The organism is Flagellimonas sp. 389, assembly GCF_018449435.1.
GTDB lineage: Bacteria > Bacteroidota > Bacteroidia > Flavobacteriales > Flavobacteriaceae > Flagellimonas.
The window spans coordinates 1-22,282 of the sequence record NZ_JAHCMU010000006.1 but is presented as its reverse complement, the minus strand read 5'-3'; the positions used below and the strand labels follow the sequence as shown (position 1 = coordinate 22,282).

17 protein-coding genes are annotated in these 22,282 nt (G+C 39.3%); 5 read left to right on the top strand and 12 right to left on the bottom strand.

Going from position 1 to position 22,282, the window contains the following annotated elements; genetic code table 11:
* Window positions 1–32 precede the first annotated feature (32 nt).
* The 5 genes from KIM67_RS06545 to uvrA all read right to left on the bottom strand — a co-directional run bounded on the left by KIM67_RS06545 (window position 33) and on the right by uvrA (window position 10,851).
* Window positions 33–1,283, bottom strand: a complete 1,251-nt coding sequence (locus KIM67_RS06545) for a hypothetical protein (protein ID WP_213830546.1) — start codon at window positions 1,281–1,283, stop codon at window positions 33–35.
* 138 nt (window positions 1,284–1,421) lie between these two features.
* Complete coding sequence (locus tag KIM67_RS06540; protein WP_213830545.1) at window positions 1,422–3,356, bottom strand: OmpA family protein; 1,935 nt, start codon at window positions 3,354–3,356, stop codon at window positions 1,422–1,424.
* 19 nt (window positions 3,357–3,375) lie between these two features.
* Window positions 3,376–4,323 carry a type IX secretion system membrane protein PorP/SprF gene (locus KIM67_RS06535; protein WP_213830544.1) on the bottom strand — a complete coding sequence of 316 codons (948 nt, stop codon included), beginning with the start codon at window positions 4,321–4,323 and terminating at the stop codon, window positions 3,376–3,378.
* A gap of 51 nt (window positions 4,324–4,374) precedes the next feature.
* Window positions 4,375–7,677, bottom strand: coding sequence for a gliding motility-associated C-terminal domain-containing protein (locus KIM67_RS06530; protein WP_213830543.1), 3,303 nt, complete (start codon window positions 7,675–7,677; stop codon window positions 4,375–4,377).
* 396 nt (window positions 7,678–8,073) lie between these two features.
* Window positions 8,074–10,851, bottom strand: coding sequence for an excinuclease ABC subunit UvrA (gene uvrA, locus KIM67_RS06525; protein WP_213830542.1), 2,778 nt, complete (start codon window positions 10,849–10,851; stop codon window positions 8,074–8,076).
* 249 nt (window positions 10,852–11,100) lie between these two features.
* On the opposite strand from uvrA, the gene KIM67_RS06520 reads away from it, so the two are divergent.
* Together KIM67_RS06520 and KIM67_RS06515 are read left to right on the top strand one after the other, a co-directional pair.
* Complete coding sequence (locus tag KIM67_RS06520) at window positions 11,101–11,682, top strand: RNA polymerase sigma factor (RefSeq protein ID WP_213830541.1); 582 nt, start codon at window positions 11,101–11,103, stop codon at window positions 11,680–11,682.
* A gap of 72 nt (window positions 11,683–11,754) precedes the next feature.
* Complete coding sequence (locus KIM67_RS06515) at window positions 11,755–11,898, top strand: hypothetical protein (RefSeq protein ID WP_213830540.1); 144 nt, start codon at window positions 11,755–11,757, stop codon at window positions 11,896–11,898.
* Window positions 11,899–11,929: 31 nt separating this feature from the next.
* Here the strand turns inward: KIM67_RS06515 and nth are convergent, their stop codons facing one another.
* Window positions 11,930–12,592, bottom strand: a complete 663-nt coding sequence (gene nth, locus KIM67_RS06510) for an endonuclease III (RefSeq protein WP_213830539.1) — start codon at window positions 12,590–12,592, stop codon at window positions 11,930–11,932.
* Window positions 12,593–12,647: 55 nt separating this feature from the next.
* Between nth and bcp the strand changes: the two genes are divergently transcribed.
* The gene (gene bcp, locus KIM67_RS06505) at window positions 12,648–13,100 is read left to right on the top strand and encodes a thioredoxin-dependent thiol peroxidase (RefSeq protein WP_213830538.1); all 453 of its coding nucleotides are present in this window, start codon (window positions 12,648–12,650) and stop codon (window positions 13,098–13,100) included.
* A 72-nt stretch (window positions 13,101–13,172) separates the two neighbouring features.
* Here the strand turns inward: bcp and KIM67_RS06500 are convergent, their stop codons facing one another.
* Window positions 13,173–14,630 (bottom strand): TonB-dependent receptor, encoded by a 1,458-nt coding sequence (locus KIM67_RS06500; protein WP_213830537.1) that lies wholly within the window; start codon window positions 14,628–14,630, stop codon window positions 13,173–13,175.
* 87 nt (window positions 14,631–14,717) lie between these two features.
* Between KIM67_RS06500 and KIM67_RS06495 the strand changes: the two genes are divergently transcribed.
* The gene (locus tag KIM67_RS06495; RefSeq protein ID WP_213830691.1) at window positions 14,718–15,482 is read left to right on the top strand and encodes an MBL fold metallo-hydrolase; all 765 of its coding nucleotides are present in this window, start codon (window positions 14,718–14,720) and stop codon (window positions 15,480–15,482) included.
* Window positions 15,483–15,485: 3 nt separating this feature from the next.
* Entirely contained in the window at window positions 15,486–15,980 is a 495-nt protein-coding gene (locus KIM67_RS06490; protein WP_213830536.1) for a hydrolase, read from the top strand.
* Here the strand turns inward: KIM67_RS06490 and KIM67_RS06485 are convergent.
* From KIM67_RS06485 to KIM67_RS06465, 5 genes are all read right to left on the bottom strand, one after another.
* On the bottom strand, window positions 15,977–16,636 hold the full coding sequence (locus KIM67_RS06485; RefSeq protein ID WP_213830535.1) for an alpha/beta hydrolase: 660 nt from the start codon (window positions 16,634–16,636) through the stop codon (window positions 15,977–15,979). The two genes, KIM67_RS06490 and KIM67_RS06485, sit on opposite strands and share 4 nt — an antisense overlap.
* 9 nt (window positions 16,637–16,645) lie before the next feature.
* Window positions 16,646–16,969, bottom strand: coding sequence for a hypothetical protein (locus KIM67_RS06480; protein WP_213830534.1), 324 nt, complete (start codon window positions 16,967–16,969; stop codon window positions 16,646–16,648).
* A 4-nt stretch (window positions 16,970–16,973) separates the two neighbouring features.
* Window positions 16,974–18,227 carry a dihydroorotase family protein gene (locus KIM67_RS06475; protein ID WP_213830533.1) on the bottom strand — a complete coding sequence of 418 codons (1,254 nt, stop codon included), beginning with the start codon at window positions 18,225–18,227 and terminating at the stop codon, window positions 16,974–16,976.
* Entirely contained in the window at window positions 18,224–20,146 is a 1,923-nt protein-coding gene (locus tag KIM67_RS06470; protein ID WP_213830532.1) for a BatA domain-containing protein, read from the bottom strand. The genes KIM67_RS06475 and KIM67_RS06470 overlap by 4 nt, the downstream gene beginning before the upstream one ends.
* A gap of 379 nt (window positions 20,147–20,525) precedes the next feature.
* Complete coding sequence (locus KIM67_RS06465) at window positions 20,526–22,010, bottom strand: BspA family leucine-rich repeat surface protein (RefSeq protein ID WP_213830531.1); 1,485 nt, start codon at window positions 22,008–22,010, stop codon at window positions 20,526–20,528.
* Window positions 22,011–22,282: the final 272 nt, after the last annotated feature.

Genomic DNA, 22,282 nt, shown 5'->3' with positions numbered 1-22,282 from the left:
GGGTAAACAACTAACCAACCTAAAAACTATCTTTATTGTACTCTAGAACTTCTTGTTCTTGTACTTGAATTATTACTTCTTCTAGAACTGTTGTTCCCAGTACTCCTTTTTACGGTAGTCCTTGTGTTTTTGGAAACCGTTCTTTTAGGAGAACTACTTCTACTTGCAACAGACCTACTACTTGTACTCCTTTTGGCTTCTGGCCTTTTGTACGTAGTTTGAGTACTGCGTTTAACTGTTCTACTTCTTGGTGCAGTGGTAACCTGTCGTTTGGTTACAGTTCTGCTATTCGGCTTTTGTGTAACTTCCCTCTTGGTAACCGTTCTACCAGTATTACTTCTAGAAGCAACATTTCCTCTTCTATAATCGCTCTGTTTTACCGTTCTTGTGCTTCTATTATTTCTAGCTTCTGTATTACTTGAACGATTTACAGTAGTACTTCTTCTAGTACTCGTTTGAGCTACAGACCTTCTAGCGGTAGAACTTCTATTTGCATTACTAACTCTATTAGTAGTGTTTGCCCTACCAACATTTCGACTTGCAGATCTGTTGCTTCTCGTTGCAACACTTCCTCTTCTTATAGTATTGTTGTTTCTTACTGCAACCCGTCTATCATTTCTATAGACATTTGCTCTTCTACTTCTATTATATCTATATTCCCTTCCAATTTGTGCATAAGCTCTACGAACATTGTTTCTATACGGTCTGTGCCATGTGTATCTTACAGGTGTATAATACCTTCGGTAAGGAGTTCTCCAAACATTACAGAAGTTAACTGCGGGTCTGGCAAACCATCTGTGAAATGGTCTATACACGTAACGTCGGTTATAAATATTTATGAATCCTGTATGATGGCTAAAAACTCCACCGTTATAAAAAACGTTTAATCCACCAAGTCTTCTGACCCTTCCGTTTCTGTACCAGACGTCTACACTTCCAATCTGGGAAACACGACCATAGAAATCATAAAAGATTGGAGTATTTTCAACTTGGATTACAGCTCCAAAATCATCGAACTGTACAAATGGGTTATAATCGAAACCTGAGTTAAAGGTGATACCGACGTTCCCGATCTGGGCACCGACACCTACATTAACACGATTATCAACGTAAAAATCGAATTCCCCGTCAGGATAAACTGAAAACGTTACGCCATCCTCAACAAAGATGAATGAATTTCCGTAACGGTAATTGACGGTAGCAACCTTATCTTCAACCGTTGCGGCCTTGGTAAAAAATGTACCCAAAAAAACCGCTGCAATAATAAGTACTGACTTTTTCATACTATAAGGTTTTAAATTCTGGAAGTAACTATTTACTTTCCGATTAGGTAATACCAAACAGCGTGCCAAAAAAATTAAACTCCTGATAAACAATTGCTTATCAGGAGTTTGTTCCTTTTTATTCTAAAACTATTGAATTTAGTTTTTAATGATGAACATAGATCTTCGATTTAATTGATGTGCTTTTTCTGAACATTCCACACCATTTGAGCATTCATTTTGAAGTTGAGATTCGCCATAACCTTTAGCGGAGAGTCTGGTTCTATCTATTCCTTTATTAACTAACCATTCCAATGTGGATTTGGCTCTCCTATCGGAAAGAAGTTCGTTGTATCTATCGTTTCCTCTGGAATCTGTATGTGATTCTATGTGGATGACCAATTGTGGATATTCTTTCATAGCTGATAATATTTTGGCCAACTCCACTTCAGCATCTGGTCTTATGTTATGCTTATCAAAATCAAAATAGATGGGCTGTAATTCTAATCTGCAACCTAAATCGTTTACTGGACAATCTGGGGGTGTCAATTCTAGATCAACCTCTAAAGTTGAAGAACCTAAAGGAGTATTGACCAGTTTCTCATCTGGTTGATATTCTAGCTCATTGTTGGTTCCCCTAACCGAATATTGGTCGTTACAATCCGTAATTCCATCAAAACTATATACACCTTTACTATTGGCTATGGTTTGGGAGACAACCTTGTTTTCACTATCAAGAAGTATGACCACTGAACCAGGCAATATTTCCCTTGTATCCTTGTCCACAACTAATCCTTTGATTAGAATGGAACAACTTTCGGAAAACCTGTAAATGTCGTCAGACTTGCTCCCTTCATTCCCATTTCTATTGGATGATAAATAGCCAAAGCGTTTTTCTTCGTTAATGATAAGTCCAAAATCGTCTTGGTTTGTATTTATAGGCTTTTTTAGATTGGTCACTTCTTTAAAAGTGCCTGGATTGTTTAGGGAGATTACAAAAACATCCAACCCGCCAAGGCCTACATGTCCATCGCTCGAAAAATATAAGTTGTTGTTATTGCTTAAATAAGGAAAACTCTCCCTGGCTTCGGTATTTACCCTTGAACCTAAATTCACGGGGCTTCCATAACTTCCATTTTTCAGCACTTCAACATACCATATATCTGACATTCCAAAAGTACCTGGCATATCCGAAGAAAAGTAAAGTCTAGTTTCGTCCCTGTTCAATGCTGGATGGGCCACAGCGTACGAATCGCTATTAAAAGGCAGTTCTTGTACATTGCCCCAACTACCATCTGTACTTTTGGTAGCCTTGTAAATTTTTAGGCTGACCAATTTGTTCTTTCCTCTTTTTTTCTTGCCATTTATGTAGTTGTTTCTAGTAAAATACATAGTTTCTCCATCTTTTGTAAAACATGCTGAAGACTCATGGTATGGAGTGTTAATATCACCTTTGAGCGATGTGGTTTTCGAGAATAGTCCATTTTCATCTAGATCGGCTTGATATAAATCTAGGTAAGGGAGTCCGTTCCAATCATGGATTTTATCTCCTTGGGTATTTTTTGAAGTTGAAGCATATACGATACTATTTCCATAAAAGGAAGGTCCAAAGTCTGAGCTGGATAAACCGTTGGAAGCATTTAGCACTTCGAACTCTTTCGATTCAAAGTCAATAATACTGTCTAAAACTGATTTGTTTTTCTGATAGTTTTCTGTTATCGAACTATTTTGGGCCATATCAGCATAAGAACCCATTATCTTTTTTGACTCCTCATATGCTCCTATACTTTTGAGGGATTGTGCGACTCTATGTTTATAAATCGGTTCTACTTCGTTTGGAAACTTTTCCAGCAGTCTTTTATACCATATGGACGCTTCTTTATATTCGCTATTGAAATAGTAGGTATCTCCCAGTTTTTTAAATACTTGTGCAGATTCATAACCATCTTCAACAACCTTAAGATATATTTTTCTAGCATCGATATAGGAATAGGTTTCAAATTCTTCATCTGCTTTTTTTACTTTATTCCTTTGTCCAAAAATGTTTCCCGTAATTAATACAAACAGTAAACATATTCGCAATTTTTGTAGCATAGTTATTGTCTTTATGGTTTTAGAAGAATCTTGGAGTTAATATTCGGTCTGATTTTTTGAAGATGTCAAATCGAAGAAATACTTCATAAGATCCATCGCTATAGGATTCTATTTCGGTGGTCTGATAATCATATGCCATGCCCAAAAACAGCGAATCGGTTATCTGAAATCCTGCTAGCGCACTTAAGGATGCACTCCATCGATATGAAGCTCCTAAAGTAAATTTCTCATTGAAGAGAAAATTTGCAGAAAAATCCCATTGTAGCGGAGAACCACCAACAGCTTTGAACAGGGTAGCGGGCTTGAACTTAAGATTTTGGTTTAAATCAAAAACATACCCGGCAATCAAAAAATAATGCAATCTTTCCAACGCAATACTATCGGAATCCACGTTGTCGCCTTCAAGAGTACTTTCATCAAAATGCTCTGCCCGTAAAAAATTTGGTACGGAAGCCCCCATATAAAATCTATCGGTATTGAAATATAGCCCAACACCTACTTGTGGTTGTAATCTATTATCAATACTATTTTGAAAAAATGGGTCATTTTGATCGAAAATGGTCAACGCACTATAGTCAACATTCAATACATCAACACCTGCCTTTAGACCGAAGGATAGTCTACCCTCTGTTGAAACATCAATACGGTATGCATAATCTGCCGTTATATTGGATTCCGAGGAAGGTCCTATTCTGTCATGTACAATCGATAAGCCTAAACCCATATTATCATAAAGTCCGATTGGGGAGTTAACAGTGAATGTCCCGGATTCCGGTGACCCTTCCAAGCTGACCCATTGGGTTCTTCCCAATAGTCCAAAACTTAAAGCTTCTCTAGAACCGCTATAAGCTGGATTAATGATCTGGGTATTGTACATGTATTGTGTGTACTGCGGGTTTTGCTGCGCCGTACAAACTATACCAAGTACCATAAATACGATGCTTATTATCAATTGATTTCTTTTCATTATAAAATATCTTGTGCGTTGGTTGCTTTTTTCAATTTGATGGTTGGCCCGTTAATCTCTATTGATATATAGATAACCAGAGTAGGTATCTTCTCCAGGATTTTCGCCTGTAAATGTTAGAATGTAGAAATAGGTGCCACTGGGCAGTTCCCTGGATTTGTCTATTGTGGCCCTTCCTTCAGAAATACCACTGAAAAGATTATTTCCCTGACCGTAATTGTCACTGTTATAGATTTCGACACCCCATCTGTTGAAGATTTTTACATTGTTATCCGGGTAGTTTTCTATGCCTACAATCTGGAAATAATCATTAAAACCGTCCCCATTGGGAGTTATGCCATTGTAAATCCTGAAACCGGTATTGTTACCATTAAATTCGCAGAAAGCGGAAACATTGGTTCTGGTCATTTCATTTTCTTGGTAACTATCATCATCGGATAAATCAAAAACAACATCATTCAATTCTATTAAGTTGGCAGCGATTGAAGCTTGGTTGTCAACGAAAATCCCATCTATATCTTCCTGTGTTACATTGTAGATTGCAGTGTACTGCCATTCTTCTCCCGGTTGTAGGATACCATCTTCAGTCTCTTCGCTCACTACCAATCCGTTTATCTGTCCCTCAAAGAGTTCATCATTTATCTCCACATTTTCTAAGTTGATACTCCCTGAATTGATTACGGTAAAATCATACCTTATACTATCATCGCAGCCGTCGTTATCAATATCCAGTCCTTCTCCTGTTTTGATCATGGCAATACCGAACAGCGGTGTTCCACCGTCATCACCAGGGCAAGAATCATCAGGTACCTCGGTTCTGGTTGGGGAGTTCTCAAAGTTGCTATCGTCATCAGATAAATCGAAAACATTAATATCAAAGCCAACAGGCTCTGCCGATACGATGGCCTGATTGACCACAATTGTGGCATCTATGTCGGCCTGTTTAATGGCGTATAGTGCTGTATAGGTCCATATCTCGTCCACCTGTAGTATGTTGTTCTCGGTAATACTCTCGGAGACTGGCCCTGGAATTGCCCCACCGAACAGGGAATCTTCGAGCAGGACCTCGTCCAGATTGAAATCACCCAGATTGGTCACGGTGAATGTGTAGCGTATACTTTCAATACAGCCATCATTATCAATATCGACCAGTTCACCGGTCTTGATAAGCCCTATGCCGGGCCCTCCTTCGGTACAGGCATCATCTGGCACCTGAGTCCTTGTGGGGCTGTCCTCGAAGTTACTGTCGTCATCGGACTGGTCCACGACCTGTTCGTCGGCTCCCACGGGCTCTGCCGATACGGTGGCTTGGTTAACCACAATTGTAGCATCGATGTCGTCCTGTGTGATTGCATAGAGTGCGGTGTATATCCATATTTCTCCGACCTGCAGTACATTGTTCTCGGCGATACTCTCCGAGTCGGGTCCGGGTATGGGCCCACCGAGCAGGGGATCTTCCAAGTGTACCTCGTCCAAATCGATATTGCCCAAGTTGGTCACGGTGAAGGTGTACAGGATACTCTCGATACAGCCGTCACCATCAAAATCTATTGGATTGCCATTTTTTACAAGACCTATACGAGGCCCTCCTTCGGTACAGGCATCATCTGGCACCTGTGTCCTTGTGGGGTCGTCCTCGAAGTTACTGTCGTCATCGGACTGGTCCACGACCTGTTCGTCGGCTCCTACGGGTTCTGCTGATACGGTAGCCTGGTTGACCACAATTGTGGCATCGATGTCGTCCTGTGTGATTGCATAGAGTGCGGTGTAGATCCATATTTCTCCGACCTGCAGTACATTGTTCTCGGCGATACTCTCCGAGTCGGGTCCGGGTATGGGCCCACCGAGCAGAGGATCTTCCAAGTGTACCTCGTCCAAATCGATATTGCCCAAGTTGGTCACGGTGAAGGTGTACAGGATACTCTCGATACAGCCGTCACCATCAAAGTCTATTGGATTGCCATTTTTTACAAGACCTATACGAGGCCCTCCTTCGGTACAGGAATCGTCGGGAACTTCTGTCCTTGTAGGCTGATTTTCAAAGTTACTGTCGTCATCAGACTGGTCGGCGACCTGTTCGTCCGTTCCCACGGACTCTGCAGATACGGTGGCCTGGTTGATTACCACAGCGGCATCGATATCGTCCTGTGTGATGGCGTATAGCGCTGTGTATATCCAAACCTCGCCCACTTGTAGTATGTTGTTTTCTGCAATGCTCTCCGAGTCGGGTCCGGGTATGGGCCCACCGAACAGAGGATCTTCCAAGTGTACCTCGTCCAAATCAATATCGCCCAGATTGGTCACGGTGAAGGTATACAGAATACTCTCGATACAGCCGTCACCATCAAAGTCTATTGGATTGCCATCTTTTACAAGACCTATACCAGGACCAGACTCACCGCAGGAACTCAGGTCGGTTATTGTAGGATCATCTTCCAATACACTATCATTATCAGACAGGTCGTTGACCGTGTTGACCGTTCCCTGAACATCAGCAGTAGCGGTAGCCTGATTTTCCACAAACCCATCGTTTATATCCTCGGGTGTTGTAACATAATCTGCGACATAAATCCAAGTTTCATCAGGGTCTAGGAAAGTATCATTATTGTCATCACCTGAATCGGGACCGGGTAAATCCCCACCCAATAGCGGATCATTAAGAACCACATTTTCTAGAATTTGACTACCTTCATTAGTGACTTCAAACTGATAATCGATAAAATTACAGTCCAATCCTCCAGCAGGGTCATTGGAAATACTCCCAGTTTTTATAACCGCAATTCTTGGCTGACAAGCCGTTAGATCTATTATAGTTGGATTGCTCCCTGCAACATCAATTGGATCGGATACATCGTCCACACTCACTAAAGGTTGGCCAACTGGATTTGAAGTAACATTTGCAGGTTGGTCTCCAAAAGAACCATTATCTATATCTACCTGCGTTGTCTCATAGAAAGAATTATATATCCATGTTTCACCGGGATCTAGAAGGGTGTTATTGTTCACATCACCAGATACAGGAGATCCGTTAAGAATAATATCACCAAGATCTGTATCTGTGATCTCAATGTTCTCGAGTATCTCACCGGCAGTACTTTCGTTGGTCACGGTATAGGTAAAAACAATTTGACCGCAGAGGATTTCGTCGAAATCGGTAACGGCCCCGGTTTTTATAAGACCAATACCCGGTACAAACATGTTGTTCATGCTGTTGAGTTCATTGTTACTTTCTTCGCTATGGGAGAAATTGTTTTCATGAGATGACCATATATTGGCATTTACACTAAAAATGAAAACGGGTAATATTATAACTAAGAAAAAAGAAATTCTATTTTTTACTTTGCAATAGTTCATAAAGGGCATGGTTGGAATATTTTAGCGATGGGATAGAATAATTAGGTTGTAGGTTCATTAAAAAACTTATACTTAGGCAAGCGTATATAACTTGCTGGCAATCATGATATTTTGCATGTAATTGGACGTCTTGTACAATTGTGTGCAAATATCCACGAAAAATCAGTCTCAAATAGGCAAGGATTTTTGAATAGGCTATTTGAATGGACGGATGTAGCGTTTGATTTGACGGATGATATATCCGGGAAGAAAAAAATAAGCCTTAAAACTAGATTTGTAGATAAATACCTATTGTAATTATAATTTATACTTACAGTATTGTTGTTTGCAAATCCGCATGCAAGGAATACTAGAAATTAATCCTATTAAATCAAAATTTAATATGAAAAGATACCCCTAAAGCTTTCCAGTAAGATATTCTGCAGTAAAGGATTTCCTATTTTGAATTATTTCTTCAGGTGTACCTTCAGCAATTAGGTGTCCACCATTTTCACCACCTTCTGGACCTAGGTCAATAATGTAATCTGCACATTTAATGAGCTCTATATTATGCTCTATAACAATGATGGAGTGTCCCTTTGCAATAAGTTCATCAAAAGATTTTAATAGCTTTTTAATATCATGGAAATGAAGTCCCGTAGTGGGTTCATCAAAAATAAAGAGTGCTTTCTCTTTGGTATTTCCCTTCCCCAGAAATGAAGCCAGTTTTATTCGTTGCGCTTCACCACCGGAAAGGGTAGAGGAGGACTGACCCAAAGTAACGTAGCCTAGGCCAACGTCCTGCAATGGTTGTAATTTGGTTACAATTTTGTTTTGTGAATAGTTTTTAAAATGTTCAATAGCCTCATCTATGGTCAAGTTCAAGATGTCATCTATATTTTTTCCTTCAAATTGTACTTCTAGTACATCTTTTTTAAAACGTTTGCCGTTACATACATCGCATTCGAGATGGACATCGGCCATAAACTGCATTTCCACGGTTATCTCTCCTTCACCTTTACATTTTTCACAACGTCCCCCATCCACATTAAAGGAAAAATGTTTGGGTTGATACCCTCTTAGCTTGCTGAGTTTTTGCGATGAAAAAAGAGTTCGAATGTCATCGTAAGCCTTTATATAGGTAACCGGGTTTGACCTAGAGGAACGGCCTATAGGATTTTGGTCAACGAACTCCACATGTTTTATATGACTGTATTTGCCTTCTACTTTAGTAAACTGACCTGCTTTTTCTCCATAGCCACCCACTTCTTTAAGAATGGTTGGATATACTATTTTCTTGACCAAGGTACTTTTGCCACTGCCCGAAACTCCCGTGACTACGGTAAGTACATTTAAAGGAAACGTAACATCTATATTCTTCAAATTGTTTTCCCGAGCTCCTTTGATCTGTATGTAATATTTAGAATTTCTGCGTTCGCTTGGCACGGCAATTTCTTTGTTGCCATTTAGATAATCTGCCGTTAGGGAATTAGCTGTCAATATTTCTTCTAAACTTCCTGTAGCCACTACATGACCGCCCAATGTACCCGCTTCTGGTCCTATATCGATAACTTCATCCGCAGCTTTCATGATATCTTCATCATGTTCAACGACTATCACCGTGTTCCCTAAATCTCGAAGGGACAACAGGACATCAATCAAATTTTCGGTATCCTTTGGATGTAGTCCAATACTGGGCTCATCCAAAATATACATGGAACCTACCAAACTACTTCCCAATGAGGTAGCAAGATTGATGCGTTGACTTTCACCACCTGATAATGTATTGGATTTTCTATTTAAGGTCAAATAGCTTAAACCTACTTTGCTGAGGAAGTCAAGACGGGTCGTAATTTCTTTCAGCAATCTTTTTGCAATGGTGCTATCGTGCTCGGAAAGCTGTAAATCTTCAAAAAATGGAATAAGCTTTTTTATGGGCAATTCAATCAAATCTGATATGGAATGTCCTCCTACCTTAACATAGTCAGCTTCTGGCCTAAGTCGTTTCCCTTTACAGATAGGACATTTGGTCTTGCCCCTGTAGCGCGATAGCATTACCCTGTTCTGTATTTTATAACTTTTCTCTTCGAGCTGTTGAAAGAATTTATGGATACCTATAAAGTGTTCATTACCGTCCCAGACCAATTGTTTTTGCTTTTCAGAAAGTTCAAACCAAGGTTTATGGATAGGGAAATCAAACTTATAGGCTTCATTGACCAATTGGTCACGGTACCATCCCATACTTTCCCCACGCCACGGAAAAACAGCATTTTCAAAAATGGATAGCGCTGTGTTGGGAACGACCAAATCCTCATCTATTCCGATTACATCACCATACCCTTCACATTTTGGACAGGCGCCATAAGGATTATTGAAACTAAAAAGGTGTACATTGGGTTCAAGAAATTTCATTCCGTCCAATTCAAATTGATTGCTGAACGTTGTGGTTTCTTCATTTCTTAAGTTTTCAATGGTGCACTGTCCATTTCCTTCAAAAAATGCATTGTCCACTGCATTGCCCAAACGGTTATAAAAATCTTCATCGTCCTTGACAATAATTCTATCCACTACCAAATCAAAGTTTCTGCCAATATCCTCAGGAACATTGTCTATTCGTAAAACTTCTCCTTTATATTTAATACGTGCATAACCTTGTTGGGAAAAAAGCTGTAGCGATTTAAGCGGTTCCCTTTCTTCCTTTATAGTAATAGGTGCTAAGAGCAATAACTTACTATCTATTTCTAACGACTTGATAAAATCGATAACATCGGTTACTGTGTCCTTTTTCACTTCGTCTCCCGAGGCAGGTGATATTGTTTTTCCAATACGGGCATAGAGTAGTTTTAGATAATCATATATCTCCGTTGTTGTACCTACAGTGGATCTTGGATTAGTGGAATTTACTTTTTGCTCTATGGCTATGGCCGGTGCTATACCTTTTATATAGTCTACTTTGGGTTTATCCAGTTTCCCTAAAAATTGGCGGGCATAAGAAGAAAGACTCTCAACATAACGGCGCTGTCCTTCTGCATATAAGGTATCAAAAGCAAGGCTAGACTTACCGGAACCGGAGAGCCCGGTAATGACCACGAGCTTATTTCTTGGGATGACCACATCAATATTCTTTAGATTGTGTAGTTTGGCGCCTTTTATGATAATATTCTCTTTTGGATCAACGTTATTGATAATGGCCATATGTTAAAATTTGAGTTTCAAAGATACGCTACACCACACTTAATACGTATATTGTATCAGTTAACATCTAAAAATGCCCAGATCACAACATAGTTTTTTCACGGGCAGACTGTTTTTCTATATTTGATGTGTAATTAAAAAGCTGATAGGCCTATACAGAAATAATTACTTTTTTATAATTAACTAATAACTCTAAGTCCTTCTTTATTAAGGGAGAGACTGTGTGTTTAACCAAAAAAAGTAATTTGTATGGAACTACAGATTGATGACTCAATATTAGTAAAAAACTATATTTCTGGAGACGAGAAAGCTTTAGAAATCCTTATCAACCGCCATAACCAGAGAATCTCAAGTTTTATTTATTCTAAAGTAATGGACAGAGATGTTGCGGAAGACATCTTTCAAGATACTTTCATTAAGGTGATTAAAACACTTAAAAGAGGTTCTTACAGCGAAGAAGGCAAATTTTTACCTTGGGTCATGCGAATTGCACACAACCTTATCATAGACCATTTTCGTAAAAACAAAAGAATGCCCAAGTTCGAAGGAAGCGATGACTTCAACATTTTCTCGGTCATTCATGATGATAAGCTGAACGCGGAAAAGCAACTTATCAAAAATCAAATAGATAGTGACCTTTCACTATTGATAGATGAGCTGCCAGAAGATCAAAAAGAGGTTTTGGTCATGCGAATCTATAAAGACATGAGCTTTAAGGAAATCTCTGAAAACACAGGGGTAAGCATAAATACAGCTTTAGGGAGAATGAGATACGCTTTAATCAACCTTAGGAAGATAGTTGAACGCAATAATATCGTTTTAACGAATTAATCTGCATTAGGTCGAACATAGCAATATTTCCATTTTAGCGGCGTTATCTAATTGTAACATTAATGCTAGAATATGGAAAACATTTACTCTGAAGAACAAGAAACCGTTAAAACGGTAAAAGCTACAAGAGAAACCATCAATTTCTTGCTTAGCTATTCTAAATCAATTGATGTAGTCGATTGTAAAAATTACAAATTTGAGATTACGTTAAATTAGTACGTGATACTTAAACCAAAAAGAGCCGCAATTAGCGGCTCTTTTTGGTTTTATAGTATTCATTGAGCACCAATTTACGACCAATTGTCCGCGTGATGATATCCTTTTCCAGATTCCATCCCCTAGCTGGGGAATATTCACGACCATACCATATAATCTGTAAATGTAATCGATTCCACAACGCTTTTGGGAACAAGCGTTTTGCGTCTTTTTCAGTTTGTACCACATTTTTTCCATTGGTGAACCCCCAACGGTACATAAGTCTATGGATATGCGTATCCACAGGAAAAGCAGGAATCCCAAATGCTTGCGATACGACAACACTGGCAGTTTTGTGACCAACGGCAGGCAATTCTTCCAATAACGCAATCTCCTTAGGGACTTCTCCATTATACTTTTCTATCAAAATTTTGGAAAGTCCGTGAATACCTTTGGATTTCATAGGAGAGAGCCCTACAGGTCTTATAATATCTCTAATTTCATCAACCGAAAGACGAACCATTGCATACGGATTATCGGCCCTTTCAAAAAGTAATGGGGTTATCTTATTTACACGAATATCCGTGCTTTGGGCAGATAAGAGTACAGCGATCAATAAAGTATAGGGGTCTTTATGGTCTAGAGGTACTGGAATTGTGGGATAAAGTTCATTCAATGTATCAATTGTGAAATTTACTTTCTGTTGTTTAGTCATTTTTGTTTAATTTTATGAAAAATAAGTTAAACAATAAATTTAAAGTTGAATACATATGAATATGTTAAAAGTAGGGGATAAAGTACCTGAATTTTCTTCAAAAGACCAAGACGGGAACACGATAAGTCTTAGTGACTACAAAGGAAAGCGATTGGCCATTTTTTTCTATCCGCGCGCAAATACACCAGGATGTACCGCAGAAGCCTGTAACTTAAGGGATAACTATCAACTCTTACAAGAACAAGGATTGGAAATACTGGGTGTAAGCGAAGATTCAGAAAAAAAGCAAGCGAACTTCAAGAATAAATATGATTTCCCTTATCCATTATTGGCGGATGAAGACCATACCGTAATAAAAACGTTTGGTGTATGGGGACCGAAAAAATTTATGGGCAAAGAATATGATGGATTGCACAGAACAACTTTTGTGATCGATGGCGAAGGTGTTATCGAAAAAGTCATCGAAAAAGTAAAAACGAAAGATCACGCAGCACAGCTTTTGGACTAAACACTGCCAAATACGTAAAAACGGCACAACCTTTTTGGGAGTGCCGTTTTTTATTTTCAAATAAGATAGCTTTTAAGCTTCTTCTTTTTCCTTTAAAACTTTCCGTGTAAAGAGTCGTTTTTCTTTTATAATATCTGCAATACCTTCAGGAATCATTTCTTCCCAACCTTCTTCAGCATTTATAATTCGTTTTAGGACATCCCTAGAAAAGATATGCATAATATCTGGATCATAATCTATAATGTCCATTACCTTTCCATTGTACTTGAAGAATTTGTAGAGCTCTTTCATCCTTGGGTGTACCTTCACATTATTGCTAGTCATGACCTGTCCTGTATTAACGTCCTTCATAGGGTATAGATATACTTTAAGGTCTTTAAAGAACAATTTTCCAAATGCTTCAAGAATACCACCGCTCAAATCACGATAATATTTTTCATCAAAAACGTCGACCAAATTGTTGACTCCCATCGTTAGTCCAATCTTTGCCTTGGTGTAATTATTAAAGTATTCCACCAATTTATAATATTCCTGAAACTTGGAGATCATCACGGTATGACCAAGCGAACTCAACAGTTCTGCCCTGTCCATAAAATCTTGCTCGTCAATCTCTCCCGAAGCTTTTAGGTTGGAAAGGGTTATTTCAAAAATCACGATTGTATTTTCATATTCAACGGTCTGTTCCCGTATAAAAATATCATACGATTTTTGGAACATATCCATGTTCACCTTCGTAACCGGCCTAAAGCTCCCACGTAGCGCTAAGATATTTTTCTTGTAAAGTAGCGATGCAGGTAAAAGGTTATTTCCATCAGGGCCGAACATCACGGCATCCGTCATATCATTACGGATGAGCTGTAAACTCATAAGTCTGTTATCAACTTCTTTAAAATGTGGTCCCGTAAAGTTCACCATATCAATTTCAATGGTATCCTTGTCAATATGATCGTATAGGTATTTTAAGAGCTTCTTTGGTTTGTTGTATTTAAAAAATGCGCCATAAATTAAATTTACGCCTAAGGTACCTAAGGTTTCCTGCTGTAATCTTGCCTCGTTTTGTTTAAACCGAATGTGCAGGACGATTTCGTCATACTCCTTTTGCTTAGGGTCTAGTTGAAACCGAATACCAATCCATCCATGCCCTTTATAGCGTTTGGAAAAATCGATGGTAGCTACAGTATTGGCGAAAGAAAAGAACAAATAATCTGGATTGTTTTCCCGGCTAATACGCTCTTCCACAAGATGCATTTCGTGGGCCAACATTTTTTTTAGCCTAGACTGTGTAACATACCTTCCGTCTTCTTCAATACCGTAAACTGCATCACTAAAAGATTTGTCATATGCACTCATTGCCTTTGCAATGGTTCCAGAAGCTCCACCTGCCCTAAAGAACTGTCTGGCCGTTTCTTGGCCGGCACCAATTTCTGCAAAGGTTCCGTAGATATTGGAATTTAAATTGATCCTCAAGGTTTTTGCCTTTATGGAAGGAATATTTTCAAAGGCATATTGTTTACCAGTAGCTGTGGACATAAACACTATTTTATAAAAACAAAGTTACACTCTTCATCCAATCTATTAAATAAATAAGTTATAATTTTGGTTTTAATGGATGATATGATGACCATTACTTTTTTAGGAACGGGAACCTCGCAAGGAATTCCTATAATTGGCAGTAATCATCAAGTATGTCTCAGTAACGACCCAAGGGATAAACGACTACGGGTCTCTGTCCTCGTTTCGTATAACGGTTTTAATTATGTAGTGGATTGTGGTCCTGATTTTAGGCAACAAATGCTGACAAATCCCATAGAGAAGTTGGATGGCATTCTTTTTACCCACGAGCATGCGGACCATACAGCTGGTATTGATGATATTCGCCCCTTCTTTTTTAGACAAGGGGATATTCCAATTTATGCCCATAGCAGAGTTATAACTTCCTTAACCAGGCGGTTCGATTATATTTTTGCCGATGAAAACCGATACCCCGGAGCTCCGGCAGTACGGGTCAATGAAGTCGTAAATAACCAATCAATACAACTGGGAGGCTTAAAGGTGGTTCCTATTGAAGCGTATCATAATCGTTTGCAGGTTTTTGGCTATCGATTTAAGGATTTTGTTTACCTAACAGATGTAAAACATGTGGACGATCATGAAATTGAAAAAATTAAGGGTGCAAAGGTACTCGTTGTGAATGCACTTAGGGAAGAACCACACCATTCCCATTTTAATTTAGAGGAGGCACTGTCCTTTTCAAAATTGGTCGGAGCTGAAAGGACATATTTTACACATATTAGCCACTTACTAGGGTTTCATGAAGCAGTAGAAAAAAAACTTCCCAAAAATGTATTTTTGGCCTATGATAATTTACAACTGAAGATTTAAAATATGAAGAGTAAAATTTTTCTATACCTATTTATTTTTGCCGCATTGATTGCATTGTACCAATTTGTGAGTACGAACAATATGCAAAAGGCATTTTATTCCGATGCGGAAAGTTTGAAAACAGAGCTTTCGGATTTAAAGGATTCCTTACAACAAGCACAGCTCAAAATATTGGATGTTCAATACTTTTCCTTAGAGAACAATGATGATGCCCTTGCCTATTACGACCATCTCAAGCTTAAAGACCCCGCTCGTTATATTGAAGATAAGTTATTGGAAACAAACGAAAATAAAGGAGATAATCCTTTAATACCCTACGAAGGGATGGAAAGTGACTTCAAGATAAATAAAATAAAGATTATCAACCATAGATGGTTATTGGCCGATTTTTCTGATGGAAAATATTGGGGCGATTTAATCATTAAGTATGAACTCAAAGATGATTTAGGAGTTGACTTTACTTTGATGGACCACCTACTTTATACTAGGAGCAATTAGATATTTTTAATCAACCAGGCCCTAAAAGAGTGAAAATTTTGAGGAGATACACCATGTCCTATGGGAAACTCCTCATATTGGTGGTTGATGTTCAGCCCTTTTAAAAATTCTGGGATGCGTTGTGCCCATTCCACCGGGATGACCTGATCTACTTGCCCGTGCGAAGCATAAATATTCAGATGGCTGTAATTCTTTGTTTTATAGCTTTCCAAAAGAATCTCCTCATTGATGTAACCGCTTAGCGCAACTACATTTTTTATCTTTTCGGGAACAGATAAGGCCACAGAATAACTGAGGATGGTACCTTGACTAAAACCTAAAAGCGTAATGTTTTCTTCATCTAGATTATAGGCTTCGCATGCCTCGTCAATAAATGTGATTATTTTATCCCTAGATACTTTTGCCTGTTCATTATCGCTCCATTTTCCTTGTTCGGCATCAAAATTAATGGCATACCACGCATGGCCAAAAGGTTCAAGATTATAAGGGGCTCTAACAGATAATATTGTTAACTCTTCAGGTAGTTCAGAGGCAAAGGAGAATAAATCTTCTTCATTGCTTCCATAACCGTGAAACATAAAAACAGAAGGAGTTTTATCAGCCTTTACAACGGAAGAACGCAGTAAGTATTCTAAGGATAATGGGGTGGGGGACATTGTTATAAATTAAGGAATAAAGGTAAACCATTTTTGAAAATAGGGTCCCAGCAGTGGCAACAATTGTTTTTTTAGGTTCATCGCTCCAATAAAGCAATATAGAACCAGAATAAGATAAAAAATGTACAATCCTAATGAAGCCTCAACTATTTTTGTGAAGGTAAGCACAATGGCCAATGCATGATATACCAAATGGATTCCGAATGCTTGGCGAATATGGAAACGTGCAAACGAATTTTTGGGCTCCATATTCATGGTAAGTGCAATTAGACATCCAACTATGGTGATATAGCTTACAATTGCGATGGTTTTTCCCTTTTTTGCTTCTTTCAAAATGTTAGATTAAGATTTGATCATTGTTAATCGTTCCATAAACCTTTCCTTTAAGGGTGCTATCCAGAAACATACTGTTCTTAGAAGTGGAAAGTATATTTTCTTCTTCAAATGAATGCTCTATGTTCGGGTCAAAAAGTGTTAGACAGGCTTTTTCTCCTTCTCTTAATGTAGGTGTTTTTAATCCAAAACGTTCCCTGCCTTTAGTCAATAATATAATGGTTTGTTCCAAATCAAAAAGTTGGTTTAGACTACCAAATGCAGACTCCAAACCAATTGTTCCATCAACTGCGTTATCAAACTCAATCTTTTTTTCTTCAACGGCTATAGGATTGTGGTCAGATGTTACAACATCTATAACACCATCTTTAAGTCCCTTGATCAATGCTTTACAATCCGCTTTGCCTCTTAGCGGTGGGAAAACTTTATAGTTTGTATCAAAATCTTTTAAACTGTCATCTGTAAAAATCAGGTTATGGATAGCGACACTACAACTAACATCCAATCCTTTTTTCTTTGCATTTGCGATCAACTTGACGGAGTTTGCTGTCGAAATGGTGGGGATATGCAGCTTTCCCCCGGTATACTCCAAAATAAAGAGGTCCCGCGCAATCTGTAATTCTTCGGCCAAAGCAGGAATTCCTTTAAGTCCCAAAGAAGTGGAAACTTTGCCCTCATGCACAATTCCTTTTCCCTTTATTTGGCCATCCTGCGGATAGGAATATAATAACCCATCAAAGTTTTGGGCATATAATAGTGCTATTTTTAATAGGTTGGGATTGGCAACTTGTTTTTTAAAGTCGTAATATGCCACTGCACCGGCATTTTTCATATCAAAAAGTTCCGCCAAATCTCTTCCTTCGGAGCCCGTGGTCAAACAGCCTAAAGGATATAGATTACAAGTATTTCCTTTTGCCCTTTCTCTTAGAAAAACAATGTCTGAACTTGTATCCGGCACTGGGTTGCTGGTTGGATTCAACAAAATATCTGTAAAACCACTTTTGCCAGCTACGAACAGACCGTTCAAAATGGTTTCACGCTCTTCAAATCCTGGCTCTCCAAAACTGACACCGGTATCGAACCAACCTAATGAAACATGAAGATTTTTGTAATCGATAATGTTAGTTTTGGAAGGAACGTCCACAACTGTAGCAATTTTTTCAATGCTTCCGTTTTTTATAAAAATGTCCCGCTTTTTTAAATGTAAGGCCGCATTTTCTGGACATACTATTTTCACAGACTTTAGCAGAATGTTCATGTAACAAATTTTTGAATAATTACCTCAATAAGCGCCAGTAACAACGCTAAAATAACAAACCATTTCCAATACGCCGTAATGCTGCTCTCTGCCTCTAGAAACTCAAATAACGAAGCAATAGAATCTTGATTACGTGTATTGCCAATGCTTTCCAAATCCAAATAACTAAGTTTACTCTCTGTCCTAGGGTAATTGAAACTTATATTCTGTATGGATTGTCCCTGCCTGGTAATGCTGAAGATACCATCTACCGTGGGGTCACCATTAAAACTAAGCCTTACTTTATTCGGAAAACTTTGTTGAAACGGAATAAATTCATATCCTTCCTTTGAAACATTCAAGATGTCATCCGTCCCTAAATTCAAGGATATATCCACCGTAGTAGCTTGTCCGATATTATGGTATGGCTCGGATATTTTAAGCCCCAACGCTGCCATATTATAAAAAGTGGGAACGATTAAAGGAGAGTTTTTAAAGTTTGAATTATCAGTTTCCAACGCTGCAGAAAACAAATAAAAACCATCGATACCCGACAAAAATGCTTCGCCGCTCTCTAGAGAAAGAATTTTAGGTGCCCTTGTCCGTGTCTTATAATAGCGTTTCACATTTGGATACTGAAAATTGTAAACCTTTTTTTCAAATACATTTTGATACAGAGGATGCTCAAAAGATATCGTGGTTATTTTTTTACCGGTGTCGTTACTTTCAATTAGTTGAGTGGCAAAAAAGCTTGTAAGAAATTGATTGTAAGAGGTGAGGTCAATTTCAACAGAAGGAATAACGATGATAGTCCCTCCATTTTCTTTAAAAGTTCGGAGTACTTTTTGCAAGCTGTTGGGAATAGCCGGTAAATTATCCAGAACCACTACGTTTTGTTCGCCCAAAGTGCTGTAATCCAATTCTCTGAGCGTATATTTATTCAGTGTAAATTCCTTTTGGTTAAATAAGCGATTCAGGTAGTTACTGTTGGAATCGTGTACAACCAAAACTTTTATTTTGTCCTTTTTATTGATATTAAAGAAGAACTGGTTGTCATAGGACAACCCATTGTCGGTAATCTTTAGGGTACCGTTTAATTCTTCACCTTCGGGTATGGTAAAAGTTACTTCTGCTTTACCATTAGCGTTAAATTTTGCGGAGGTTTTCGCAATCAATACCTCGCCATCATAAAGTGATATGGGAACATTCTCTTCATCGGCACCTCCGGAAAGCAGTGCAGAAAGTGATGCCGGAGCAGCTTGATTTTCTGTTAGATATATCGAGTCCAACGAGATATTTCTGGTTTCCTTTGGACGAATAGGCACTAAATAATTCGTCGTAGCAGAATCCAGGGCACTATCCGTAGTATACATGCTCTCTTGAAAATCGGATAGCAGTATCAAATCTTTAATGGTGTTTGTGCTCTTGGAGAACAGGGTGTTTGCTTTGAGCTGAATTTCATTAAACCCCAGCTGCCTATGCGAATGGGGGAGCGAAAGTAAATTGTTCTGTATATCCCTAATGGTAACCTCTCTATATGTTTTTTCGTTCGTAAAAAGACTAAAAACACTTTCAGGATCACTGTTCTTGATTAATTCCTGTACGGCTTTTTCCAATAACGAAAGTCCGTTGCTTTTAGCTTGCATGCTGAACGAATCATCTAAATACACCACGGTTTCCTTTTGTTGCAATGCTGTTTTTTTTGAGGAAAAGGGTTGTGCAAATGCAATGATTATGGCAGCGATCAATAAAAGTCGTGTTAAAAGTAGGAGCCATTTTTTTAGCGTATTGCTTTTTCTGGACTCCGAAACCACTTGCTGTAGCATGGCTACATTCGTAAATGGTGTTTTTTTAAATCGCCGTAATTGAAAAAGATGAATTAAAATAGGAATGAGTAGAAGTACTAAGGCCCAAAGGATTTCTGGATGTTTAAATTGCATTCCCAATTTTGATTGAACAAATATAGGAATTTACATTAAGTTCTGAGTCTTGGGTGAAAGGTTTTGGGTGAAGGGTTTCAGGGTTTCAAAGTTGCAGAGTTTTAGGTTTTCAAGTTCTAAGTTCTTGGTTTTGAACGTTGGCGGATGACGGATGCGGGTTTTGGGTGAAGGGTAAAAGGTTTAAGGGTTTTGGGGTTTCAAGCTCTAAGCTCTTGGTTTTGACCATTGACCATTGACCATTGACCACTGACATTAGATATCAGACCTCTGACCCCCGTCATCTGTCAACTGTCAACGAACAACTAACTTCTGACCCTAAACCAAAAGACCACCGAAAAACGTAAAGCTCCCCAGTGGCCTATTGTATTAAAAGTTAAGTTTAATTACAAGGAACTACGATATTAAATATAATATTCCAGTTGGAGCCATCATCTGCATCTGTAAGGGTATAATAAGCGTCTATCGCTTCATCATTATCGCAGATGTTCACTTCGTCTGCACCCAATATTACACCTTCCTGTACCTGTTGATCTGCCCACCCAATAAGCGTATTGGAAAAGTTAACGGCGGACATCCCGGAATTGTTGAACATGCCTTCCATAGTTCCAACATTGCCTATGTTCCAATCTCCAAGATCTTGGTCGAACGCCGTGGCACCCTCGAACATATAATCCATATTGGTGATCTGGCTTACATCCCAACCGCTGATATCCTGATTGAACGAGGAGTTATAAGCAAAAGTACCTAACATATCGGTGACGTTGCCTACCTTCCAACCGTTAATGTCCTGTTTGAAATCTGCATGAGAGAAAGCGTATTGAAGAGATGTGCATTGGTCAAGGTTGGGGTTGTCCTCTGCATTTATGGCTACATAAACATCGTCATTACTCAAGAAAAACATATTTTGCATGCTCTTCCATGCCGTATAGCCCCATTGCTCCAAGGTTTGCAAAGCGGTCTGTTGAAAGAAGGTCAATCGGCCCACTTGCCCTTTTAGGGCCACGGTATAGGTGTCCGTAGCTTGATATTGATGGACCAAGTCTCCCGCAACGGTCACATGTTCCAATCCCTGTCCATCGCCCCAATCAATTTGAAAATTGATGTCTTCCCCTTCTCCGAATACTCCTATGTTGAATTCCTCATCGGCACCAGCGGTCTCCAAGGTAAAGATAAAGGATGCCGGGTCCTCGAACAGGTCTTCGATAACGTTCTTCACGGTTATCTGTATGCTGATCTGGTCCGTGCCCCCATTGCCATCGGAGACGGTCACGGTGATGCTGTGCTCGGTGGTGGTCTCGTAGTCAAGGGTTTTGCCCTCCGCCAAGGTAATCAGGCCGTTTTCATCTATGCTGAACAGCCCATCGCCGTTTCCGTCCGTGATCTCAAAGGTGAGCGTATCGTCCGCATCTGCATCGGTGGCCGTCACGGTAAAGATGGTGAATTCATTGTTTGCATCCTCGTCCACTTCTGTTGTTGTGGTCTGGTTGGTGATCACGGGGGCGGTGTTCTGTACTTCCGCTTCGGTCACGGTAAAGGTGCTCCCGGTCACGGTCTCACCACCTACGCCAACACTTACCGCCCCGGTAGACGCACCTTGGGGAACGGAAACGGTAAGCTTGGTGGCGGTGGCGGCACTTACCGTAGCCGTTGTGGCACCGATCTTTACGGTGTTCGATGCCGGCGTTGTACTAAAGTTGGTCCCGTTAATGGTCACCGCTGTACCAACAGGCCCAGAACTGGGTGTAAAACTACTTATGGTCGGCTTAGTCGGTGTTGGTGTCGTTGTACCATCATCACTGGAACAAGAGACGGCGAACATTGCAACGGACAGTGTCATCAGGATCAAAAAACGTATTTTTTTCATGAGTTGAATATTTTATATTACAGCATGCAAGAAAAGTGTAATATGAATAGGTCGCCCATGTCAATTGACGGATGCAGGGTTTGGGTTGACGGTTGAGGGGTTTTTGGTCTTGGGTGAAAGGTCTTGGGTGAAAGGTTTTGGGTGAAAGGTTTTGGGTGAAGGGTGAAAGGTTTATTTTTTAGACATCAGACATCGGACATCGGACATCGGACATCGGACATCGGACATCGGACATCGGACATCGGACATCGGACATCGGACATCGGACATCG